Origin of the sequence: Vibrio sp. 10N.286.49.E11 (assembly GCF_041469505.1) — a bacterium.
Taxonomy (GTDB): Bacteria; Pseudomonadota; Gammaproteobacteria; order Enterobacterales; family Vibrionaceae; genus Vibrio; species Vibrio crassostreae_C.
Genome location: NZ_JBFRKQ010000026.1, coordinates 40,977 through 58,977 on the forward strand (window position 1 = coordinate 40,977; position 18,001 = coordinate 58,977).

Annotated in this window: 16 protein-coding genes and 1 pseudogene; 13 read left to right on the plus strand and 4 right to left on the minus strand. The window is 44.3% G+C overall.

All coding sequences use genetic code 11. The features are described 5' to 3' along the window. Positions 1-24: 24 nt before the first annotated feature. Positions 25-381: a hypothetical protein gene (locus AB4167_RS04520; protein ID WP_017060329.1), complete on the plus strand. Its 357-nt coding sequence runs from the start codon at positions 25-27 to the stop codon at positions 379-381. Positions 382-524: 143 nt separating this feature from the next. On the opposite strand, the gene AB4167_RS04525 is transcribed toward AB4167_RS04520, so the two are convergent. Continuing rightward, positions 525-1,649 (minus strand): M14-type cytosolic carboxypeptidase, encoded by a 1,125-nt coding sequence (locus AB4167_RS04525; RefSeq protein ID WP_136974637.1) that lies wholly within the window; start codon positions 1,647-1,649, stop codon positions 525-527. A gap of 135 nt (positions 1,650-1,784) precedes the next feature. After that, entirely contained in the window at positions 1,785-2,060 is a 276-nt protein-coding gene (locus AB4167_RS04530) for a nitrogenase-stabilizing/protective protein NifW (RefSeq protein ID WP_102333174.1), read from the minus strand. A gap of 307 nt (positions 2,061-2,367) precedes the next feature. On the opposite strand from AB4167_RS04530, the gene AB4167_RS04535 reads away from it, so the two are divergent. The 3 genes from AB4167_RS04535 (at position 2,368) to AB4167_RS04545 (ending at position 6,286) form a co-directional block, all read left to right on the plus strand. Further along, on the plus strand, positions 2,368-3,462 hold the full coding sequence (locus AB4167_RS04535; protein ID WP_017060332.1) for a NapC/NirT family cytochrome c: 1,095 nt from the start codon (positions 2,368-2,370) through the stop codon (positions 3,460-3,462). 22 nt (positions 3,463-3,484) lie between these two features. Next, the gene (locus AB4167_RS04540) at positions 3,485-5,932 is read left to right on the plus strand and encodes a molybdopterin guanine dinucleotide-containing S/N-oxide reductase (protein WP_372136198.1); all 2,448 of its coding nucleotides are present in this window, start codon (positions 3,485-3,487) and stop codon (positions 5,930-5,932) included. Positions 5,933-6,073: 141 nt separating this feature from the next. Then, complete coding sequence (locus AB4167_RS04545) at positions 6,074-6,286, plus strand: TIGR02450 family Trp-rich protein (protein ID WP_017071930.1); 213 nt, start codon at positions 6,074-6,076, stop codon at positions 6,284-6,286. A gap of 29 nt (positions 6,287-6,315) precedes the next feature. Here AB4167_RS04545 and AB4167_RS04550 read toward each other — a convergent pair whose 3' ends face one another. Beyond that, the gene (locus AB4167_RS04550) at positions 6,316-7,053 is read right to left on the minus strand and encodes an HAD-IIB family hydrolase (RefSeq protein WP_102321519.1); all 738 of its coding nucleotides are present in this window, start codon (positions 7,051-7,053) and stop codon (positions 6,316-6,318) included. Between the two features lie 640 nt (positions 7,054-7,693). Between AB4167_RS04550 and proV the strand changes: the two genes are divergently transcribed. From proV to proX, 3 genes are read left to right on the plus strand one after another with little or no spacing between them, the layout of a single operon-like run. Next, positions 7,694-8,881, plus strand: a complete 1,188-nt coding sequence (proV, locus tag AB4167_RS04555) for a glycine betaine/L-proline ABC transporter ATP-binding protein ProV (protein WP_048614446.1) — start codon at positions 7,694-7,696, stop codon at positions 8,879-8,881. A gap of 3 nt (positions 8,882-8,884) precedes the next feature. Further along, on the plus strand, positions 8,885-9,979 hold the full coding sequence (proW, locus tag AB4167_RS04560; protein WP_372136199.1) for a glycine betaine/L-proline ABC transporter permease ProW: 1,095 nt from the start codon (positions 8,885-8,887) through the stop codon (positions 9,977-9,979). Continuing rightward, positions 9,972-10,979, plus strand: coding sequence for a glycine betaine/L-proline ABC transporter substrate-binding protein ProX (gene proX, locus AB4167_RS04565; RefSeq protein ID WP_372136200.1), 1,008 nt, complete (start codon positions 9,972-9,974; stop codon positions 10,977-10,979). The genes proW and proX overlap by 8 nt, the downstream gene beginning before the upstream one ends. Positions 10,980-11,183: 204 nt before the next feature. On the opposite strand, the gene AB4167_RS04570 is transcribed toward proX, so the two are convergent. After that, positions 11,184-11,558 (minus strand): nuclear transport factor 2 family protein, encoded by a 375-nt coding sequence (locus AB4167_RS04570; protein WP_372136201.1) that lies wholly within the window; start codon positions 11,556-11,558, stop codon positions 11,184-11,186. Positions 11,559-11,699: 141 nt separating this feature from the next. Between AB4167_RS04570 and AB4167_RS04575 the strand changes: the two genes are divergently transcribed. The 6 genes and pseudogenes from AB4167_RS04575 (at position 11,700) to AB4167_RS04600 (ending at position 18,000) form a co-directional block, all read left to right on the plus strand. After that, entirely contained in the window at positions 11,700-12,566 is an 867-nt protein-coding gene (locus tag AB4167_RS04575) for a LysR family transcriptional regulator (RefSeq protein ID WP_372136202.1), read from the plus strand. A 111-nt stretch (positions 12,567-12,677) separates the two neighbouring features. Then, a pseudogene (locus tag AB4167_RS04580) lies at positions 12,678-13,944 on the plus strand (IS4 family transposase). Positions 13,945-14,178: 234 nt separating this feature from the next. Continuing rightward, positions 14,179-15,156 (plus strand): LacI family DNA-binding transcriptional regulator, encoded by a 978-nt coding sequence (locus AB4167_RS04585; protein WP_136982397.1) that lies wholly within the window; start codon positions 14,179-14,181, stop codon positions 15,154-15,156. 294 nt (positions 15,157-15,450) lie between these two features. After that, positions 15,451-16,689, plus strand: coding sequence for an extracellular solute-binding protein (locus AB4167_RS04590; RefSeq protein ID WP_136982396.1), 1,239 nt, complete (start codon positions 15,451-15,453; stop codon positions 16,687-16,689). An 11-nt stretch (positions 16,690-16,700) separates the two neighbouring features. Then, positions 16,701-17,795, plus strand: coding sequence for a carbohydrate ABC transporter permease (locus tag AB4167_RS04595; RefSeq protein WP_017060358.1), 1,095 nt, complete (start codon positions 16,701-16,703; stop codon positions 17,793-17,795). Beyond that, on the plus strand, positions 17,788-18,000 hold the full coding sequence (locus AB4167_RS04600) for a hypothetical protein (RefSeq protein ID WP_372136203.1): 213 nt from the start codon (positions 17,788-17,790) through the stop codon (positions 17,998-18,000). Before AB4167_RS04595 ends, AB4167_RS04600 begins: the two co-directional genes overlap by 8 nt. Position 18,001 lies beyond the last annotated feature (1 nt).

Sequence of the window (18,001 nt, forward strand, 5' to 3'; positions counted from 1 at the left end):
AATAACAGAGACAGGGAGTCACCAATGCGTGAAGATTCATTCACCCAGAAACGCAAATATTACCGCTTAAAGTACCCTCAAAAGGCTCGTCCGGTGATGCGAATTAAGGATGAGCTTTTTCATGTCAGCGAAGTTTCTGAAAAGGGTGTACGCCTGATGATGCGTAACATCATTCCGGTTTATCGTGGCTTTTCAATGGCCGGCACCTTGAGGTTGCATGACAACAACAGTATCGATATTAGCGGTGCTGTATTGCGACAAGAAGGTGACGAAGTGATCGTTCAGTTATCACAAGGTCCGAGCTTCAAAGATATGGTGTCTGAACAACGCCACATTAGGCAAAGATACCCAGTGTTTTTTGCTAGCCTCAGAGTGGCATAGAAAGCTTTTAAAGTTAGATTCACTCATCCAAGCCGATATTAAAAAGCCCAGCACTTTCACAAGTGCTGGGCTTTGTTCTATCTATAGCCCAGATTCTTATAAACCAAAGGCGATACAGGTAAAGCTAATGAGCTTAGTTCGCCTTATAGCTCGTCTACTGTAGCCCAAACTGCGGCTAGCATATCGTGACCAAACGCGACACTTCGTTCTGGAGACCAGCCGTAAAGTTCGTCAGCGTGACTGATGTGATCTTTAAATGGCATCTCGACGGTGTAAGCCAAACACTTGAATTGCTCACCAATCCAGTTTGTGCCAACTGTCATGTTTGCTTTGCCTGGTTCGTCTTTATCGTAACCAAATTCATCTTGGAACTCTGGCGTGATAGTGAGCAGTGCTTGCTTGAAGTGGCTCTCTAGCTTCGCGATGCGCTCGTTGTAAGAAGGTGTGCCTTCGCTACCTGCTACAAAGTTATATGGAATCGCTTCGTCGCCGTGAATATCTAGACACAGGTCAACGCCCGTTTCCAGCATACGCTCGCGAACAAGGAATACCTCTGGGCTGCGTTCCATAGAAGGTGATTGCCATTCACGGTTCAGGTTTACGCCAATCGCGTTAGTACGCAGGTGACCGCGGATGCTGCCATCTGGGTTCATGTTTGGTACAACTCTGAACACAACGCTGTCTAGAAGAGAGCGACCAACCGTATCTGTTTCATCAAGTAGGCGTTGTAGCAGGCCTTCGATCAGCCATTCAGCCATCGTCTCGCCAGGGTGTTGGCGACCAATAACCCAGATGTTTTTCTTCTCTTCACTTGGCTCGCCGATGGTTAGCAAAGTGATGTCGTTGTTGTCTAGCGTCTGACCTAGAGTTTCAAGCTTACAAGCAGGGTGCGTTTGAGCATTGTGCAGAAGATCTTGGTGACGATCGTATGAGTACGGCGCGAAGTACGCGAAGTACATTGAATCGTGTTCAGGGATGATATCGAAGCTTAATGTATCGCCATCGAACTGAGATGGGATACGGAACCACTCTTCACGGTCATACGATGCAACTACATCGTAATCTTTCCAGCCTTCAGGGTAGGCAGATGTTGCCAATTGACCGATTTCAAAGTGGTGAGCTTGTTGAGCTTCACTTTCTAAGCGGAAGTGAAACCACTGAGAGATTTCAGTTTGGTAGTCTGCTGGGATAGTCAGTTGAATGTTTTGTGGTGAATCTGCAGAAACGACGTGAATGTTGCCGCTTTCGAAATTGCTGAAAATTTTCATTGTAGTTTTTATCTCGTAGTTGAGTTGCCGTAAGACTAGCACACTTTTTTTCGAGCAAACCACTAACTAAATCGGAATGAGATGTTATTTCAACTATCTACTTTTTAGTTCTCTACTTTGAGCAGTACTTCCTATCTATCGACGCTGACAAGTTGTACACCCACGACAGGCTGAACGTGTGTGGCGATCTAACTTGCTGCGTTGAACCTTACAATAAGCGTTTTTCAGCGCTCTTCGTCCAGAGAACCAATCATCGGGTTTTGACAGGATCAGATAACCATTAAAGCGTTTCATAAGCTCGACTCTATTTTGGTCGATGAACTTGCTATCAAAGCCAATCTCAAAGTAATCAAGCGCTTGTTCGATGGCAGTGAAACTCGCTATTTTTTGTTGGAATTCTGTTTGGCTCATTGAGTGAGGAGTTTATGAAAAATAGATAGCCAATATTGTAATAGATTTACAATTTACTTCTTTGACTTAGAAAGCCGTTTTGTCTCGTTGATGTTGGATTAATCAATAATGAATATTTAACCGCTGCCTCTTATTTGGTGGGTGATTGTATCTGGTGGGGAATAATTTCGTGAAGTGACCTTGGGTTCTCATAAAGGTTCAATTTTTGTTCCTCAGAATGCGATTTATGATCCAAATCAAACTGATCTACCCCTAAAGTACTATTCTGATCTTAATTGTAACCAATTGTTGAAGATGATTAAGAATTATGACAATAAAAAAACGTTATATCGCACTAATAGCGGCGGTTGGTATAGGTATTGGCTGGTTAACCTTAGGGGGAACTGCAGCCGTTATGCACTATACATCGAGCACTGAGTTTTGTGTTTCTTGCCACACAATGGAAGCACCCCACAAAGAATACCAAGGTTCTGTACACTTCAGTAACGCAAAAGGCATTCGAGCTGAATGTGCCGATTGCCACATTCCAACTGATCCGATTGACTACGTGATCACCAAAGTAAGAGCGTCCAAAGACATCTACCACGAATTTATTTCAGGTAAGATAGACACGCCTGAGAAATATGAAGCACACCGTGAAGAGATGGCTGAGACAGTTTGGGCTCAATTCCGCGAGAATGACTCAGCGACTTGTCGCTCTTGTCACGAATTCGATGCAATGGAAGAGTTCGAGCAATCTCGTGATGCAGCAAAAATGCATGCTTATGGTCGTGAAAATAACCAAACGTGTATCGATTGTCACAAAGGCGTTGCACATTTTGCTCCTGAAGCTCAGCTAGATAGCAAAGCGTTCGATACCCTGATCGCATTTACGAAAAACACGCCAGCAGATGCGAAAGTGGTTTACCCAGTAACCGATATCGCAATGGGTGACTTCGGCAGTGTAAACCCAACAGCAGAACTGCAAGTGGTTAAGGCTGAAGGCGACAACCGTACTGTGACTTTGAATGCATTCCAAATGAAAGGTGCAGAGCAAGTGCTTTACTTCGGTGAAGGCCAACGTGCAATCGTTGCGACATTGACAGACAAAGGTCAAGAAGCACTGACTACTGGTGACTATAAAGCCGATGCTTATGGTAACGAGTGGCGTTCAGTTGCGCTAACGGGTGATATCACTTCTCCAGTTGTCGATAAACTAGACCCAATCTGGTCTTACGCAGAAGAGTTGGACAACGTTTACTGTGCAACGTGTCACGCGAAAATTCCTTCAAACCACTTCACTGTGAATGCTTGGGGGCCTGTTGCGAAAAGTATGGGCGACCGTACAGACATTTCTGAGCAAAACCTTGAGCTGCTGACTAAGTACTTCCAAAACCACGCGAAAGACGTTGTTGGTCACTAAAGAGAATTAGAAGGATAAAATTATGACTAATATGACACGTCGTGGATTTATGAAAGGCACAGGTATTACAGCTGGTGCGTTGGCATTCACATCTTTGACGCCGATGAGCGCAATTGCTTCGGACAAACGTGGTTCTGGTGTTCTAACATCAGGTCGTATGGGACCAATGCTGTGTGAAGTGAAAGATGGCAAGTTAGTGTCGACGACGAATGCACTGGCACAAACGGTTCCAAATAGCCTGCAGACCACAGGCCCTGATCAAGTACACACCAAAGCGCGTGTTAAGTACCCTATGGTTCGTAAAGGCTACTTGGCTAACCCATCTGCACCTGAAGGTGTACGTGGTAGTGATGAATTTGTTCGTATCTCTTGGGATGAAGTGTACAAATTGATTCACCAACAACACTCACGTATTCGTCAAGAGCACGGTGCGGAATCTGTATTCGCAGGCTCTTATGGCTGGCGTTCAAGTGGTGTTCTGCACAAAGCGCAAACGCTTCTACAACGTTACATGAGCATGGCTGGTGGTTACTCTGGTCACTTAGGTGATTACTCAACAGGTGCTGCGCAAGTTATCATGCCGCACGTTGTGGGTTCGATTGAGGTGTATGAACAGCAGACGACTTACCCAGTTATCCTTGAGCACAGTGATGTGGTGGTACTTTGGGGCCTAAACCCAATTAACACCTTGAAGATCGCTTGGAGCTCAACCGACTGTGCAGGTCTTGAGTTCTTCCACCAGTTGAAGAAGTCGGGCAAGACAGTGATTGCGATTGACCCAATGCGCTCTGAGACTATCGAGTTTTTTGGTGACAACGCAGAGTGGATTGCTCCTCACCCAATGACTGACGTAGCCATGATGATGGGTATCGCACACACGTTAGTGAAACAGGGCAAGCACGATAAAGAATTCTTGGGTAAATACACAACAGGTTACGACGTATTCGAAGCTTACTTGATGGGTAAGGAAGACGGCGTAGAAAAATCTGCTGAGTGGGCGTCTGAGATCTGTGGTGTGCCAGTGAAGCAGCTTGAGCTACTTGCGGATATCTTCAGTAAGAACCGTACTATGCTGATGTCTGGCTGGGGTATGCAGCGTCAACAATACGGTGAACAACGTCACTGGATGTTGGTTACGCTAGCGACAATGCTAGGTCAAGTTGGCTTGCCTGGTGGTGGTTTCGGTCTTTCTTACCACTACTCAAACGGTGGTAACCCTGCTCGTGATGCAGGCGTACTTCCTGCGATTTCAGCGTCACTTGGCGGTGGTTCTTCGGCGGGTAACGATTGGGCTGTTTCAGGATCTGTGAACGCATTCCCTGTAGCGCGTATTGTTGAAGCGCTAGAAAACCCGGGTTCAATCTACCATCACAATGGTCACAACCTAACGTTCCCAGAGATCAAAATGATCTGGTGGGCAGGCGGTGCGAACTTTACTCACCACCAAGATACCAACCGCTTGATCAAAGCTTGGCAAAAGCCTGAGCTGATTGTTATCTCAGAACCTTACTGGACAGCAGCAGCTAAGCACGCGGATATTGTTCTGCCAATTACTACATCGTTTGAACGTAATGATATGACGATGACGGGTGACTACAGTAACCAACACTTAGTGCCAATGAAGAAAGTGGTTGAGCCACAAGGTGAAGCTCGCAACGATTTCGATGTATTTGCGGACATGTCTGAGTTACTTGCTCCGGGTGGTCGTGATGTGTACACCGAAGGCAAGACCGAGATGGAATGGCTGTATGGTTTCTACAAAACCGCACAGCAAGGTGGTCGTGGTCAGCGTATCGTAATGCCTAACTTCAGCAAGTTCTGGGAAGATAATCAGTTGATCGAGATGAAGTGGAACGAGAAGAACGCACAGTTTGTTCGTTACGCTGATTTTCGTGAGAACCCAATCATGAACCCACTAGGTACACCAAGTGGCAAGTTCGAGATATTCTCAAGAACCATTGAAGGTTACCAACTAGATGATTGCCCTGCACACCCAACTTGGTTAGAACCAACAGAGTACACAGGCAACGCTAAAGATGGCGAACTGCAACTGATGACAGCGCACGCCGCGCACCGTCTGCATAGCCAGTTCAACTACGCGAAGATCCGCGAAGAGTATGCGATTGCAGACCGTGAGCCGATTTCAATTCACCCTGAAGATGCGAAAGCTCGAGGCATTAAAACGGGTGACTTGGTTCGTGCACATAATGGTCGTGGACAAGTATTGGTGGGTGCATTAGTGACGGACGGCATCAAACAAGGCTCTGTATGTATCCATGAAGGCGGTTGGCCTGATTTAGATAAAGAGACAGGCCTATGTAAAAACGGTGGCTGTAACGTGCTTACGTTAGATATCCCGACTTCTCGTTTGGCGAATGGCTGTGCTGCAAACTCTGCGCTTGTGAAGATTGAAAAATACACAGGTCCAGTATTAGAACTCACGGCATTTGATCCACCTAAAAACGGCTAATCTTTAACAAGTAATAGCTAACTGAATGAAGCCAGCCTAATCGCTGGCTTTTTTTGATCCTTTTCTTGCGATGAAGACTATTACTCAATGTCGGCTAGACATCCCATAATAATCAATGACATCTAAGCGAGAAATAAGCTCATGAATCGAATCAATCCAAAGAAACTACTTCGCAGTAAATGGACGGCCGTTAGCCCAATAAAGAAAGAAAAACACTTCATGGTCACAGAGGTCGAGTTTGAAGAAGGGGAGGTCATTCGTTGTTTAATAGAAGCGGTGATGACCAAACGTGAGGAAGACATCAACTGGCGGGATCTCACCGACAAGGATCATTGGCTTCCCGGTTGGAAATAAGGATAGCAAGTAGGGAGCAGTCCTTATTTCTAATTACCCGCTGCTGCACGTCCTTGCCAGTATTTAAGGCCTTCTAAGACACCCTCAGCATGTGTTGCTCTACTCGTGTATACGTTGTCTCTATCCGATAGGTGAGCAACCTCTGGGTAATGGTTAGCAACCAGTATCGAGTTTACGCCTTCAATGGTGAGCATTGAGGTGTCGTTAGCTGAGTCACCTGCGACGCACACTTCTGCAACGCTCAAATCGTGTTGTTCGAGTAGGTGGTGAATCGCAGTCGCCTTGTTAACGCCTTTTGGTGTGATATCTAAGTACCAATCATGAGAGTAAGTAAGGTGAACATCTAATCCGTGGATCTCCAAACTAGATTCAATCAGTTCGTGTTGAGGCTCTGAAAGCTTTCCTTCAAAAGTGATCTTGTAATCGCCTTGATGGTTCTCTATCCGCTCACCCATAAAATCAAGGGGGGCGAGAGCCGTCTCTACCCTTGATTTGTTCCAAGAAGCTTCCAGTTGGTTATGCCAAACATGGTCTGGTTTTTGGGAATGAACATGATGAATTTTGGTGCCCACATCGCTAATAATACTGTGTGGCTTCGGGTAGTTATCCGATTCTAAACCCATTCGAATCGAAGGTAATGTTCTTCCTGTCGCGATGATAAAGCGAATATCAGGTTGTTCTGTGAGGTAATCAAATAGCTGGTTAACACCGTGAGATGAGCCTCCATCAAGCGTACCGTCAAAGTCACACACCAACATTTTTATCATTCGAATTCCTTGTCTTTTTCTCTATTTCGTCACGGGAAAATGCTTATTTCTTTTATAAAGAATGGCTCAGCAATGAGCACTCTACAAGTTGAAGCTCAGCTTAGATAATCACCAATTGACAGTTTGCAGCAAGTATCACAGTTGGTGTGACGTATTAAAATTCTTGGTTGAAAAGGTTGATTTCAACTCGCTGACTTTAGCCGGTTGACCTTTGGTTTTTAGGTAGAGATTGAGAGTTGATCTTATATTTTTTATCGAGCGAACTTTCGCCTCGGAAACATCATGAAAGCTTAATAAATAGTTCGTATTCGAATTGTTTGTGCACGAACTAATTATGGCTTTTGTTGGTTCATTCAGCCTATTAATTACTCTAATGTAAAATTAATATTCAATAATCTACGACTACGTAATACATAATATTGGCCGTACGCTTATCTAATTTATCCCTTTTATTATCAGTAGCTTGCTTTGTTTTTGCTTATTTTTTGGTCTTGTTGTTGCTGGTCTGGTTTCAGTCTGTTGCCTTGTTTTACCGAGCGAAGAACCTTGATTTACACGTGTCAATTACTTAGAGTGCTAATTGTTTTTCGGGTTTAAATAACCAATTTAAGTTTAAATAACTGAGAAAGGATTAGATTACATGGATCCCATACTGGAAGTTAAGGGACTGTACAAGGTGTTTGGTGAAGACACCGACCGTGCTTTTACAATGATTAATGAAGGCGCAAATAAAGATAAAGTTTTCGAAGAAACAGGGCTAACGATCGGCGTTAACGATGTTTCTCTTAGTATCCAAGAAGGCGAGATTTTCGTCATAATGGGACTGTCAGGATCTGGCAAATCAACCCTAGTACGCCTTCTTAACCGCTTGATCGAACCAACCAAAGGCAATGTGCTTCTTCGAGGCAAAGACATTGCCCACATCTCAGAAGATGAACTCCGCGAAGTTCGCCGCAACAACATCTCGATGGTTTTCCAAAATTTCGCTTTGATGCCGCATATGACGGTCATCGAGAATGCCGCATTTGGTCTAGAGCTTGCGGGTGTTGAAGTTGAGCAACGAAAGCAGTCAGCACTTGAAGCACTTGAACGTGTTGGCCTTGGCGCATATTCAGAATCTTACCCAGATGAACTATCTGGTGGTATGAAGCAGCGTGTTGGTTTGGCTCGTGCACTAGCATGTGACCCAGATATCTTGTTGATGGATGAAGCGTTCTCGGCGCTCGATCCTTTGATTCGTACAGAAATGCAAGATGAGCTTATTCGCCTTCAAAATGACGATAAACGAACCATTGTTTTTATCTCGCATGATTTGGATGAAGCGATGCGTATCGGTGACCGAATTGCGATTATGCAAAATGGCGAAGTGGTTCAAGTAGGTACTCCAGACGATATTCTTAATAACCCAGCCAACGATTATGTCGAAGCTTTCTTCCGCGGTGTGAACGTGGCAAGCGTGCTTACTGTGAAAGACATTGCGCGTAAGAAGCCAGCCGCGGTATTTAAAAAATCAGAACACGATGGCCCGGCGTCCGCTCTGCAAATTTTAATGGATAACGACCGCGAATACGGCATCGTAGTTGAGAAGAGCAGCCGTTACTCCGGCATTGTCTCTATTGACTCGCTTCGTAAAGCTCACAAAGAGAACAAATCACTCGTCAGCGCGCAGCTCGATGATGGATTAACGCTGAACCCTGATTTACCAATCAATGATGTGCTTGGCCTAGTTGGTGGTGTGCCTTACTCAGTGCCTGTTGTGGATGAGCAAGGTAATTACTTTGGCGTGGTAACTAAGTCACGACTGTTACAAACATTGGATAAGGGGTAGATCATGTCGTCTGAACAAACAAATAATGCCCCATGGTCTCAATCGGCTCCTGCAGCTCAACCTGCAAGTGATCCTTGGGGTCAAGCAGCTGATACCTCACCATCAGCAGATTGGTTAAGCAGCGAAACAGTTGAAGCGACACCTTTTGATCCACTGAACCCTTTTGCAGAGGCAGTTTTGCCTGTCGACACTTGGGTAGAGTTTGGACTGAATTGGTTAGTTGAGCACGGACGCCCATTATTTCAAGCGATCCGTGTGCCTATCGATTTTATTCTAAGTTCATTTGAAACGGCGTTGGTGTCTACGCCAGCCCCATTCATGTTGATCATTCTGTTTTTAGTCGCATGGCAGTTTTCAAACTTGAAGCTTGGCGTTGCAACGGCCGTATCTTTGACTTTCATTGGCCTGATTGGTGCTTGGTCTGAAGCAATGACCACACTGTCACTGGTCATGACATCCGTATTCTTTTGTCTATTGATTGGCTTACCCATGGGTATATGGCTCGCCCGAAGTAACACGGCAGCCAAATTCGTGCGCCCAATTTTGGATGCTATGCAAACCACACCAGCCTTCGTTTATTTAGTACCGATCGTAATGTTGTTTGGTATCGGTAACGTTCCGGGTGTAGTAGTGACCATCATATTCGCACTTCCTCCTGTTGTGCGTTTGACCATCTTGGGTATTCAGCAAGTACCGGAAGAATTGATCGAAGCGGGTCACTCATTCGGTGCAAGCAAAAAGCAGATGCTTTACCGAATTCAACTGCCACTTGCATTGCCAACTATCATGGCGGGCGTGAACCAAACACTGATGTTGTCGCTATCTATGGTGGTTATCGCATCAATGATTGCGGTAGGCGGTTTAGGTCAAATGGTACTGAGAGGTATTGGCCGTTTAGATATGGGACTGGCCGCTGTTGGTGGCTTAGGTATCGTTATCTTAGCCATTTTATTAGACCGCATCACCCAAGTACTGGGTGTCAACGCTGGTAATACAAAATTACGCTGGTATCGCATGGGACCTGTTTCCCTTGTACTGAATGTACTTAATCGCGGTAACAAATCAGAACTTCAATTAAGGAAAAACACTAATGAATAATTCATGGAAGAGTAAACTCGCAGTAAGCATCGTTTCTACATTAGCGGTATCGACTAACGTGTGGGCAGCAAGCCTACCGGGTGAGGGCGTATCAGTTCAGCCTGTTCAATCGTCTGTAGCGGAAGAGACGTTCCAAACATTGATCGTTAACCGTGCTCTAGAAGAACTGGGTTATGACGTGAAATCAACTCAAGAAGTGGATTACAACGTAGGTTACACTTCAATTGCAAAGGGTGATGCAACGTTCCTAACAGTAGGTTGGTTCCCGCTTCATGCTGACAAATACACAATGGCTGGTGGTGATGAGAAATTCTACCGTGAAGGCCAATATGTAAGCGGCGCTGCTCAAGGTTACCTAATTGATAAGAAAACGGCTGAAAAGTACAACATCACTAACATTGGTCAATTAACCGATCCAAAAATCGCGAAGCTGTTTGATGCGGACGGTGATGGTAAAGCAGATCTAACAGGCTGTAACCCAGGTTGGGGTTGTGAGATGGTGATTGAACATCAACTTTCAGCGTTCAAACTGGACGATACGGTGACTCACAACCAAGGTAACTACGCTGCAATCATCGCAGACACGATTTCTCGTTACCAAAAGGGTGAATCAATCCTTTACTACACATGGACACCTTACTGGGTAAGTGGCGTATTGGTGCCTAACGAAGATGTAGTATGGCTAGAAGTTCCGTTCTCTTCACTACCTGGTGAGCGTGCGAATGTTGATACTACTTTGTCTAATGGTAAAAACTACGGCTTCGAAATGAACTCAATGCGCATTATTGCGAATAAAGAGTTTGCTAAGAACAACCCATCAGCAGCGAAGCTTTTCGAAATAATCAAGCTTAACATCAATGATGTAAGTGCTCAGAACATGATGATGAGTAAAGGTAAGAACAGCTCTGCGGATATCGAAGCGCACGTAAATGGTTGGATCAAAGCGAACCAAAGCACGTTCGATGGTTGGATTACAGAAGCGAAGAAAGCAGCACTGTAACTTTGACTTGTATTTGTTCTGTCTTACCAGACACTTTGATTTGAAATGATGAGCGTGTTGAGTGATTGTGTAGAGTCACTCAATCACCTTCAAACCAAGTGAAAGGGCGACAAGAGTGAACATTATAAAGCCAGCAGTCCATTTGGATTGCTGGCTTTTTGTTTTCTGTTTCTATTTTTGAGCTTCTAGCTGTTAATTACAGCTCTAGCGTTCACCTTGAACTTCGAAGTCATCGCTGACAAGACGAGCTTTACCATCTTCTTGTACTGCCCAGTGTTCACGGTGTACAACACCAAATGCTTTATTCATTGTCCAACTAGCAGTAAGGATGTAGCCGCCTTCTGGGTGCTCTTCCCATTTCACGTCAGTGTAATCAACGTCTTTGAAGCCTTGGTCTATGATACCTTGCCAAAACGCTTGAATCGCTTCTCGACCTTCAAAAGTACCAAATGGACGCGCTTCCATTACACAGCTTTCAGTATATTGATCGGCACAACCTTTCGCATCTTGGCTGTTGAAAGCTTTTTGCCACGCGTTAATGCCTTGCTTACATGCTTCTAAAATTTGGTTGTCTAACATTGTCTTTCTCCATAACAGTCTTGCTTCGAGCACTGTCTTTTTGATTTGGTATCTCGATAAGTTGAATTGAGTTTAGTCTTGGAAATTGATTTGAAAAACAGAGATAATAGAAAATACTGTTTGTAAAAAGAGAACAATAAAATGAGTAAGCTAAAGCAGATGTCGATTTTCGCTCATATCGTAGAGCAGGGTTCAGTATCAGCTGCGGCTGAAAAGCTTGAGTTGTCTAAATCTGTCGTCAGTCAGCACCTCAAAATCTTAGAACAAGAGCTAGGCGCTTCTCTTCTTAAGCGCACAACACGCAGGCAATCTCTGACCAGTATGGGTGAGCGTTTTTATTTGAGTTGCAAAGACATCAACGTGATCGCTGAATCGGCTTGGGATATGGCGAAAGCTGAGCTAGAAGAGCCCCAAGGTCGGATTCGTATTACGGCGTCGAATGCTCTGATGGACTTGCTCGTCGTACCCGTCATTGCAGATCTAATGAAGCAATATCCGAAGTTAAAGCCAGAACTGATAAGCGACGATCAGCATCTAGACTTCATGGAACACGATATTGATCTCGCAGTACGAGTAGGAACTTCTCGTGACAGTAACTTAAAGCAGAAGAGGTTAGGTGAGTTTAAAGATGTGTTATGTGGCGTTGAAAGCATGCGTGAACGTGAGCTTGAATCGATTCCTTACATTGCAAACTCTTGGCAGGGAAAGCAGGTGACTCATCATTTTAGTTCTCAAACTGAGCAGGACTTTGTCTACCAACAGCAAGCTAGTTGCGTCACCAATTCGTTCCACAGTTGCCTTGCACTGATTAAATCAGGTGTTGGTATCGGTGTGATTCCAGATTTCTGCATTCCTCAGTTATTTGGTGATGTTGTCGACGTGCTGCCAAGCTTTGAATTACCCACCAACACGGTTTATGCGCTAAATCCATTCGCTTCAAATACGCCTATCGCCATCAAGCTGTGTATCCATGCGTTGGAAGAAAAGCTTAAGCAGAATTTAGTATAGCTACATAGACAGGATCTTAAGAGCTAACTTGTTTATTTAGATAGAAAAAAGGCTTCATTTATGATCAGATAATCGTCGCCAAACAAACTACCTACATCAATAGTGAAGCCGATGACGATTATCTCCTTACAGAAGCAATTTAAGCAATTCTTTAATGCTGACACCCTCCAAAAAATGGCGAAAAGTACAGGCCTGATGAAACGGTGTCGGGCGATATTACCCGAGCAGCTAGTCATTAGCTTAGTGGCCGCGTTAAGCAAAGGAAACTGCACTTCCATTGCGGATTTACTGCGACAATTCAATGGGATGTGCTTGAGCCCTGAAGGTGCCGTGGCATACAAGCCTTACCATAACCAGTTGAGGAAAAATGAGTTTCCTAATTTCATGCGGCAACTTGTTATGCGAGCAATAGCTCAATTTGCTCGCCAGCAGAATGTCGGTCTACCAAATAAGCTCGACACCTTTGATGATGTACTGCTTCAAGATGGCAGCTCTTTCCACATCCATCGTGACCTGGCGGATGTTTATCCGAGTCGATTTAAACGTAACCCTGCAGCGGTTGAATGTCATATGACAATGTCATTGAAAAGCTTTTCTCCAGTCGCGATGAACATCAGCGCTGATACGGCATCAGAAAGAGATTTTTTACCTGAGCCCAAAACGATGAACAACAAATTGCTGTTAGCTGACGCAGGGTATCCTGATTTCCACTTCTTTCGAGAGCTTGAACAGCATGGCGGATTCTATATTGTCCGAGGTGCTAAGTCTCTGAACCCTATGATTATTGAGGCAAGGAACGGCAAGGGGCGACTGCTGCCTAAGCTAGAAGGGAAGAAGCTGAAAGACATTACTCGAGGTACCAACCGTTCGCAGGTCCTTGACCTAAAAGTCCGTCGAGGTAAACAAGAGTTTAGAGTCGTGCTACGATGGTTTGCTGAAGAAAAACGATTCTGCATTTGGATAACTAACTTACCTTCAGACACCTTTACTGCCGATGACATCATGGCGATCTACCGCTGTCGATGGCAGGTGGAACTGCTTTTTAAAGAGTTAAAGTCTCACACCAACTGGCAACGATTTGTCACCGCACAAAAGGCCATCGTTGATGGGCTCATCTGGGCCAGTTTACTTGCGCTGATCATTAGGCGTAGTATTGCGCTTCAGATAATGCCATCGGTCTCATTGTTTAAAGCGGCAAAAAATGTGGATGTCTGGCTGTTTCCAATATTTGAATGTATCAGTCACGGCGCATGGTCAGAAATCAGCAATAAAATCGAATGGGCTACCAGTTATATCAAGGAACGCTCAAAAGTCCGCGCAGAGGAAGTCTAAAGAAAACATTATGTTAGACGGAATTTACGCTGAGCTTAGTGCTTAAGGTTCTGTCTATGAAGGGGCTTTAGATATTTAAGTTATTCATAAACTAATATTTAGAGTTAAAGTTCAAACTATTGTCATTTACGAAGCTAGGTAATTGATATAACTATACTTTATCATTGTTATTCCGTGATGGTGCTCAAGAGATAGTCTCTGTTTACGTTTTTTTACTTGAAAGCTATGCTAATAAGGACATAATGAACGTAAAGTTTACGTAGGTGGTGAAGGTGTTAATGTGAGCGAATCTAAAACAGAGACTGACTTAAAGAAAACAACTATACATGAAGCCGCAAAAATCGCGGGTGTATCAATAGCTTCGGTTAGTCGAGCTTTGAATAATAAACCTGGTATCAGCGAGAAAACACGTAAACGAATTTTAGATATCTGTAAGGATTTGGGTTACGTGCCGAGTACATCTGCGCGAGAGTTAATGGGAAATCATAAAAATACCATTGCTATATCTCTTGGGCCGATAGACTTCTACGCTTCTCGTTATTTGGGAATGCTTTGGCCTTCACTATCAGCTGCAATTCGTAACTCTGGTCGTAACTTGTTACCTGTGAGCTTTGGGGAAGTTGAATTACAGCAAGTTGGTGGTGCGATTTTACTTGGTATGACTACCAATGACCCACGTGTTGAAACCTGTAAAGAACTGGGTTTGCCATTCGTATGTATTGGTATGAGCGAAGGGTCCTTCTGGGTTGCTCCTGATGATTTCAACGGTGGTCGGGAAGCGACGCAACACCTAGTTGATAAAGGGTTAAGCGACATTTGTTTCGTAACACCAACAACTTATGGTGATGGTTATCAGTTTCGTCATCAAGGTTATATGTCGGTCATGGCGAGTAATGCGCTACCTATACGTGAATTGCGCACTGGGCATGATCCACTGGGAGAGATTGCCGCATATCGTTACTTTGTTTCTATGGATAAGCAACAACTCGAGCGCCACCAAGGGTTTGTTTGTGAGAGTGATGAGACGGCTTTGGGGGTCATTGCTGCGTTAAAGGATCGAGGCTACAAGATACCGGAAGACTTTTCTGTCGTTGGTTATGATGGTTTACCGGGAATTTCAAAAATGCTGACTACAATTGTTCAAGATACGGACAAAATAGCAGCCAAGGCAGCTTCTATGCTTGAGCTTGCTATGTTAGGAGAGCAGCCAGTAGGAGCTGTAGTTCCTATAACTCTGAAGCTCGGGCAATCGACGTAAACCAACAATATTAATTTTATTAACATGGGTATATCGAAAGGTATACCCATTTTTTATTCAATAAAGAAAACTTTACGTTATTGCGATGTGTTAAGTTATGAGATTAAGAAAATAGAGGCTTTTTTATAGTTTTTTCTGTTGGAGAAGCCCAATATCTGGCCAAAATAAGAGCAAGATCACTAAAATGGATTACTGTAACTTAACAACAACGAAAATGTGACCGGAATAACGTAAGCGTTTACGTTAAGTGTGCATAATACCCTCAGATTTTGAAATTAATGAACTGAGGGCAACATGAAAAAAACAATATTGGCAGCATCCCTACTTGCTGCAAGCCTGTCTGCAACCGCAACTGAAAAAACAGAAATTACTATTGCTGGCTGGGGTGGTAATGATGTCGTTGTATTGAATAACTTGGTCAAAGAAGTATTAGCTGACGATTTTGCAAAATCGGGGCTAAGCGTTAAATACCAAGCGGTAGAAGGTGACTTCTCTCAGTTTATAACCAACTCTTTATCGGCTGGTACTGCACCAGACGCATTCTACGTTGACGTGGTTTTTGCTAATACCCTCGTTAATTCTGGCAAGGTAGCAGCAAACAGTGATTCACTCGCTAATGTGAGCTCTGCAGTCATTCCAAGCCTAAATAGCGCGTTTACGTCAAATGGTAAACAGTATGGAATTGCTAAGGATTTCAATACGATCGCGCTGCAATATAACAAAGATATTTTCGATGATGCAGGCGTTGATTACCCAACAAATAGCGATTCTTGGGAAGATTTACGTAAAAAACTGATCGCGGTGAAAGATGAGCTAGGTGATGAAGTATCAGGTATCTGTGTTATGCCTGATTACGCGCGTTTTGCTCCATTCGCACTTGCGACAGGCTGGAAACCTTTCAATGAAGAAGGCAAAACCGTACTGGATGAGAACTTCGAGCGTGCATTCAATTTTTACACGGGCCTTGTATCAGAAGATGAAGTTGGCATTTTGGCAACAGACTTAGGTCAGGGCTGGGGTGGTGGTTGTTTTGGTACAGAAGAAACGGCTGTAGCGCTTGAAGGTAACTGGATCAGTGGTTACTTACGTGACAAAGCGCCAAACCTTCCTTACGGCACAACACTAATGCCAACCGATCCGAAAACCGGTAAGCGCGGCAATCTTCTATTTACTGTTGCATGGGGCGTAAATGCAGACGGCAAAAACGTAGAAGCAACTCAAAAAGCCGTTCAGATCCTTACTAGTCAAAAAGCGCAAGAGTGGGTATTGGACTCTGGCCTTGCACTACCTAGCCGCAAATCTCTAAGTGACGCTAAATTCTTTGAAGTTGAAGATTCAGAAAGTGAGTTGGCGAAACAAGTATTTAAAGGTGCTCTAGAAGGTAACGTTGAACCATTTGCGTTTGGTGATTACGGCACGGCTTGGATGACTCCGATCAATGAAGCCTTGAACTCTGTACTGCTTGGTCAAATGACGCAAAAAGAAGCGCTCAAAATGGCACAAGCAAAATACGATGTATTGACGGCTAAGTAGTAGGGCGAACGATGAACTCTTTACGTTTACGCCAACAAGTTTACGGATGGCTCTTGGCAGGGCCATTTGTACTGACTTTAGTGGTGTTCTTTCTGTATGCATTGGTTCGTACAGTTTACTTTAGTTTTACTGAGTACGATCTGTTCAGTGACGCTGTTTGGGTTGGCTTAGCTAACTTCAAGGCGTTGCTTTCCGACGACTTGTTCTTACTGTCATTGGCAAATACGATTTGGTTCTCTCTCATCGTAACCTGTGTTCAAACGGTATTAGCACTAGGCTTAGCGATTCTAGTTAACTCAAAGATTCGTGCGAAAAGCTTCTTTAGAACGGCTTTTTACTTACCAAGCATTCTTTCTAGTGCTGCGGTAACGTTAATCTTCATTTGGTTCTACCAAAAAAACGGTTACCTAAACGGCTTTGTTACGGACGTAGTGAATCACTATCCGCACATCAGTTGTTTCGTGCTGATAGCGGTGGCATCTCAATTTGTTTTGGTTACCAAAGACCGTATTAAAGGACTGCCTGTTGGCTGGTTCGACCCGGCATGGGCAATTCTCTCTGTGATTGTGGCGGGCATCGCAACCTTTATTGCAAGTGCAATGGGGTGGATTGAAGTCACGAAAGATGTGGTTGAGGTTAACTGGCTGAACACGCGTGACCATGTTGGTCCAATGCCATTAACACTCTGGGCTATCGTGATTCAGAATATCTATACCACGATTCCAACCTTCATGTTGCTCTTTTTGGCGGGCTTGCAAGGCATATCTGGTGAGCTATATGAAGCCGCGCACATTGATGGGGCTAACAAGTGGCAACAACACTGGAATATTACGATTCCTCAATTGGCTCCTGTGACATTCGTTGTCGTGACCTTCTCGATCATCGGTACGCTACAGATGTTTGACCAAGTTGCTCTGCTGGGTTCAGCTGCACCTCTCGAGTCACGTATTACTATGGCGTACTACGTTTACCACAACGCATTTCCACCGGGTGGCACGCCACAAATCGGTATGGCGAGCGCAGCGGCATTGATATTGGCATTCATTACATTGGCAGTAGTTTATCTGCAGAAAATTTTTGGAATAAAGGAGAAGGCAGATGGCTAGTCACACTATGACTTCAAAAGATGATGCGGTTCCTGTGGCATCTATGGAACAGGTAGCGAAATTTCAAGAACGACGCCGCTGGGCGAAAGTGGCGTGGGTATACAGTGCACTGATTCTGGTCGCAACAGTAATGTTAGGTACTTTCGTTGTCGCCTTTTTAGCGAGTTTAAAAGACGACCCACTTGAGCTAATGCCGTTCACTTAAG

Coding starts and splice junctions, on each gene's coding strand:
- AB4167_RS04520 (WP_017060329.1), top strand. CDS start 25: ATGCGTGAAGATTCATTCACCCAGAAACGCAAATATTACCGCTTAAAG.
- AB4167_RS04525 (WP_136974637.1), bottom strand. CDS start 1,649: ATGAAAATTTTCAGCAATTTCGAAAGCGGCAACATTCACGTCGTTTCT.
- AB4167_RS04530 (WP_102333174.1), bottom strand. CDS start 2,060: ATGAGCCAAACAGAATTCCAACAAAAAATAGCGAGTTTCACTGCCATC.
- AB4167_RS04535 (WP_017060332.1), top strand. CDS start 2,368: ATGACAATAAAAAAACGTTATATCGCACTAATAGCGGCGGTTGGTATA.
- AB4167_RS04540 (WP_372136198.1), top strand. CDS start 3,485: ATGACTAATATGACACGTCGTGGATTTATGAAAGGCACAGGTATTACA.
- AB4167_RS04545 (WP_017071930.1), top strand. CDS start 6,074: ATGAATCGAATCAATCCAAAGAAACTACTTCGCAGTAAATGGACGGCC.
- AB4167_RS04550 (WP_102321519.1), bottom strand. CDS start 7,053: ATGATAAAAATGTTGGTGTGTGACTTTGACGGTACGCTTGATGGAGGC.
- proV (WP_048614446.1), top strand. CDS start 7,694: ATGGATCCCATACTGGAAGTTAAGGGACTGTACAAGGTGTTTGGTGAA.
- proW (WP_372136199.1), top strand. CDS start 8,885: ATGTCGTCTGAACAAACAAATAATGCCCCATGGTCTCAATCGGCTCCT.
- proX (WP_372136200.1), top strand. CDS start 9,972: ATGAATAATTCATGGAAGAGTAAACTCGCAGTAAGCATCGTTTCTACA.
- AB4167_RS04570 (WP_372136201.1), bottom strand. CDS start 11,558: ATGTTAGACAACCAAATTTTAGAAGCATGTAAGCAAGGCATTAACGCG.
- AB4167_RS04575 (WP_372136202.1), top strand. CDS start 11,700: ATGAGTAAGCTAAAGCAGATGTCGATTTTCGCTCATATCGTAGAGCAG.
- AB4167_RS04590 (WP_136982396.1), top strand. CDS start 15,451: ATGAAAAAAACAATATTGGCAGCATCCCTACTTGCTGCAAGCCTGTCT.
- AB4167_RS04595 (WP_017060358.1), top strand. CDS start 16,701: ATGAACTCTTTACGTTTACGCCAACAAGTTTACGGATGGCTCTTGGCA.
- AB4167_RS04600 (WP_372136203.1), top strand. CDS start 17,788: ATGGCTAGTCACACTATGACTTCAAAAGATGATGCGGTTCCTGTGGCA.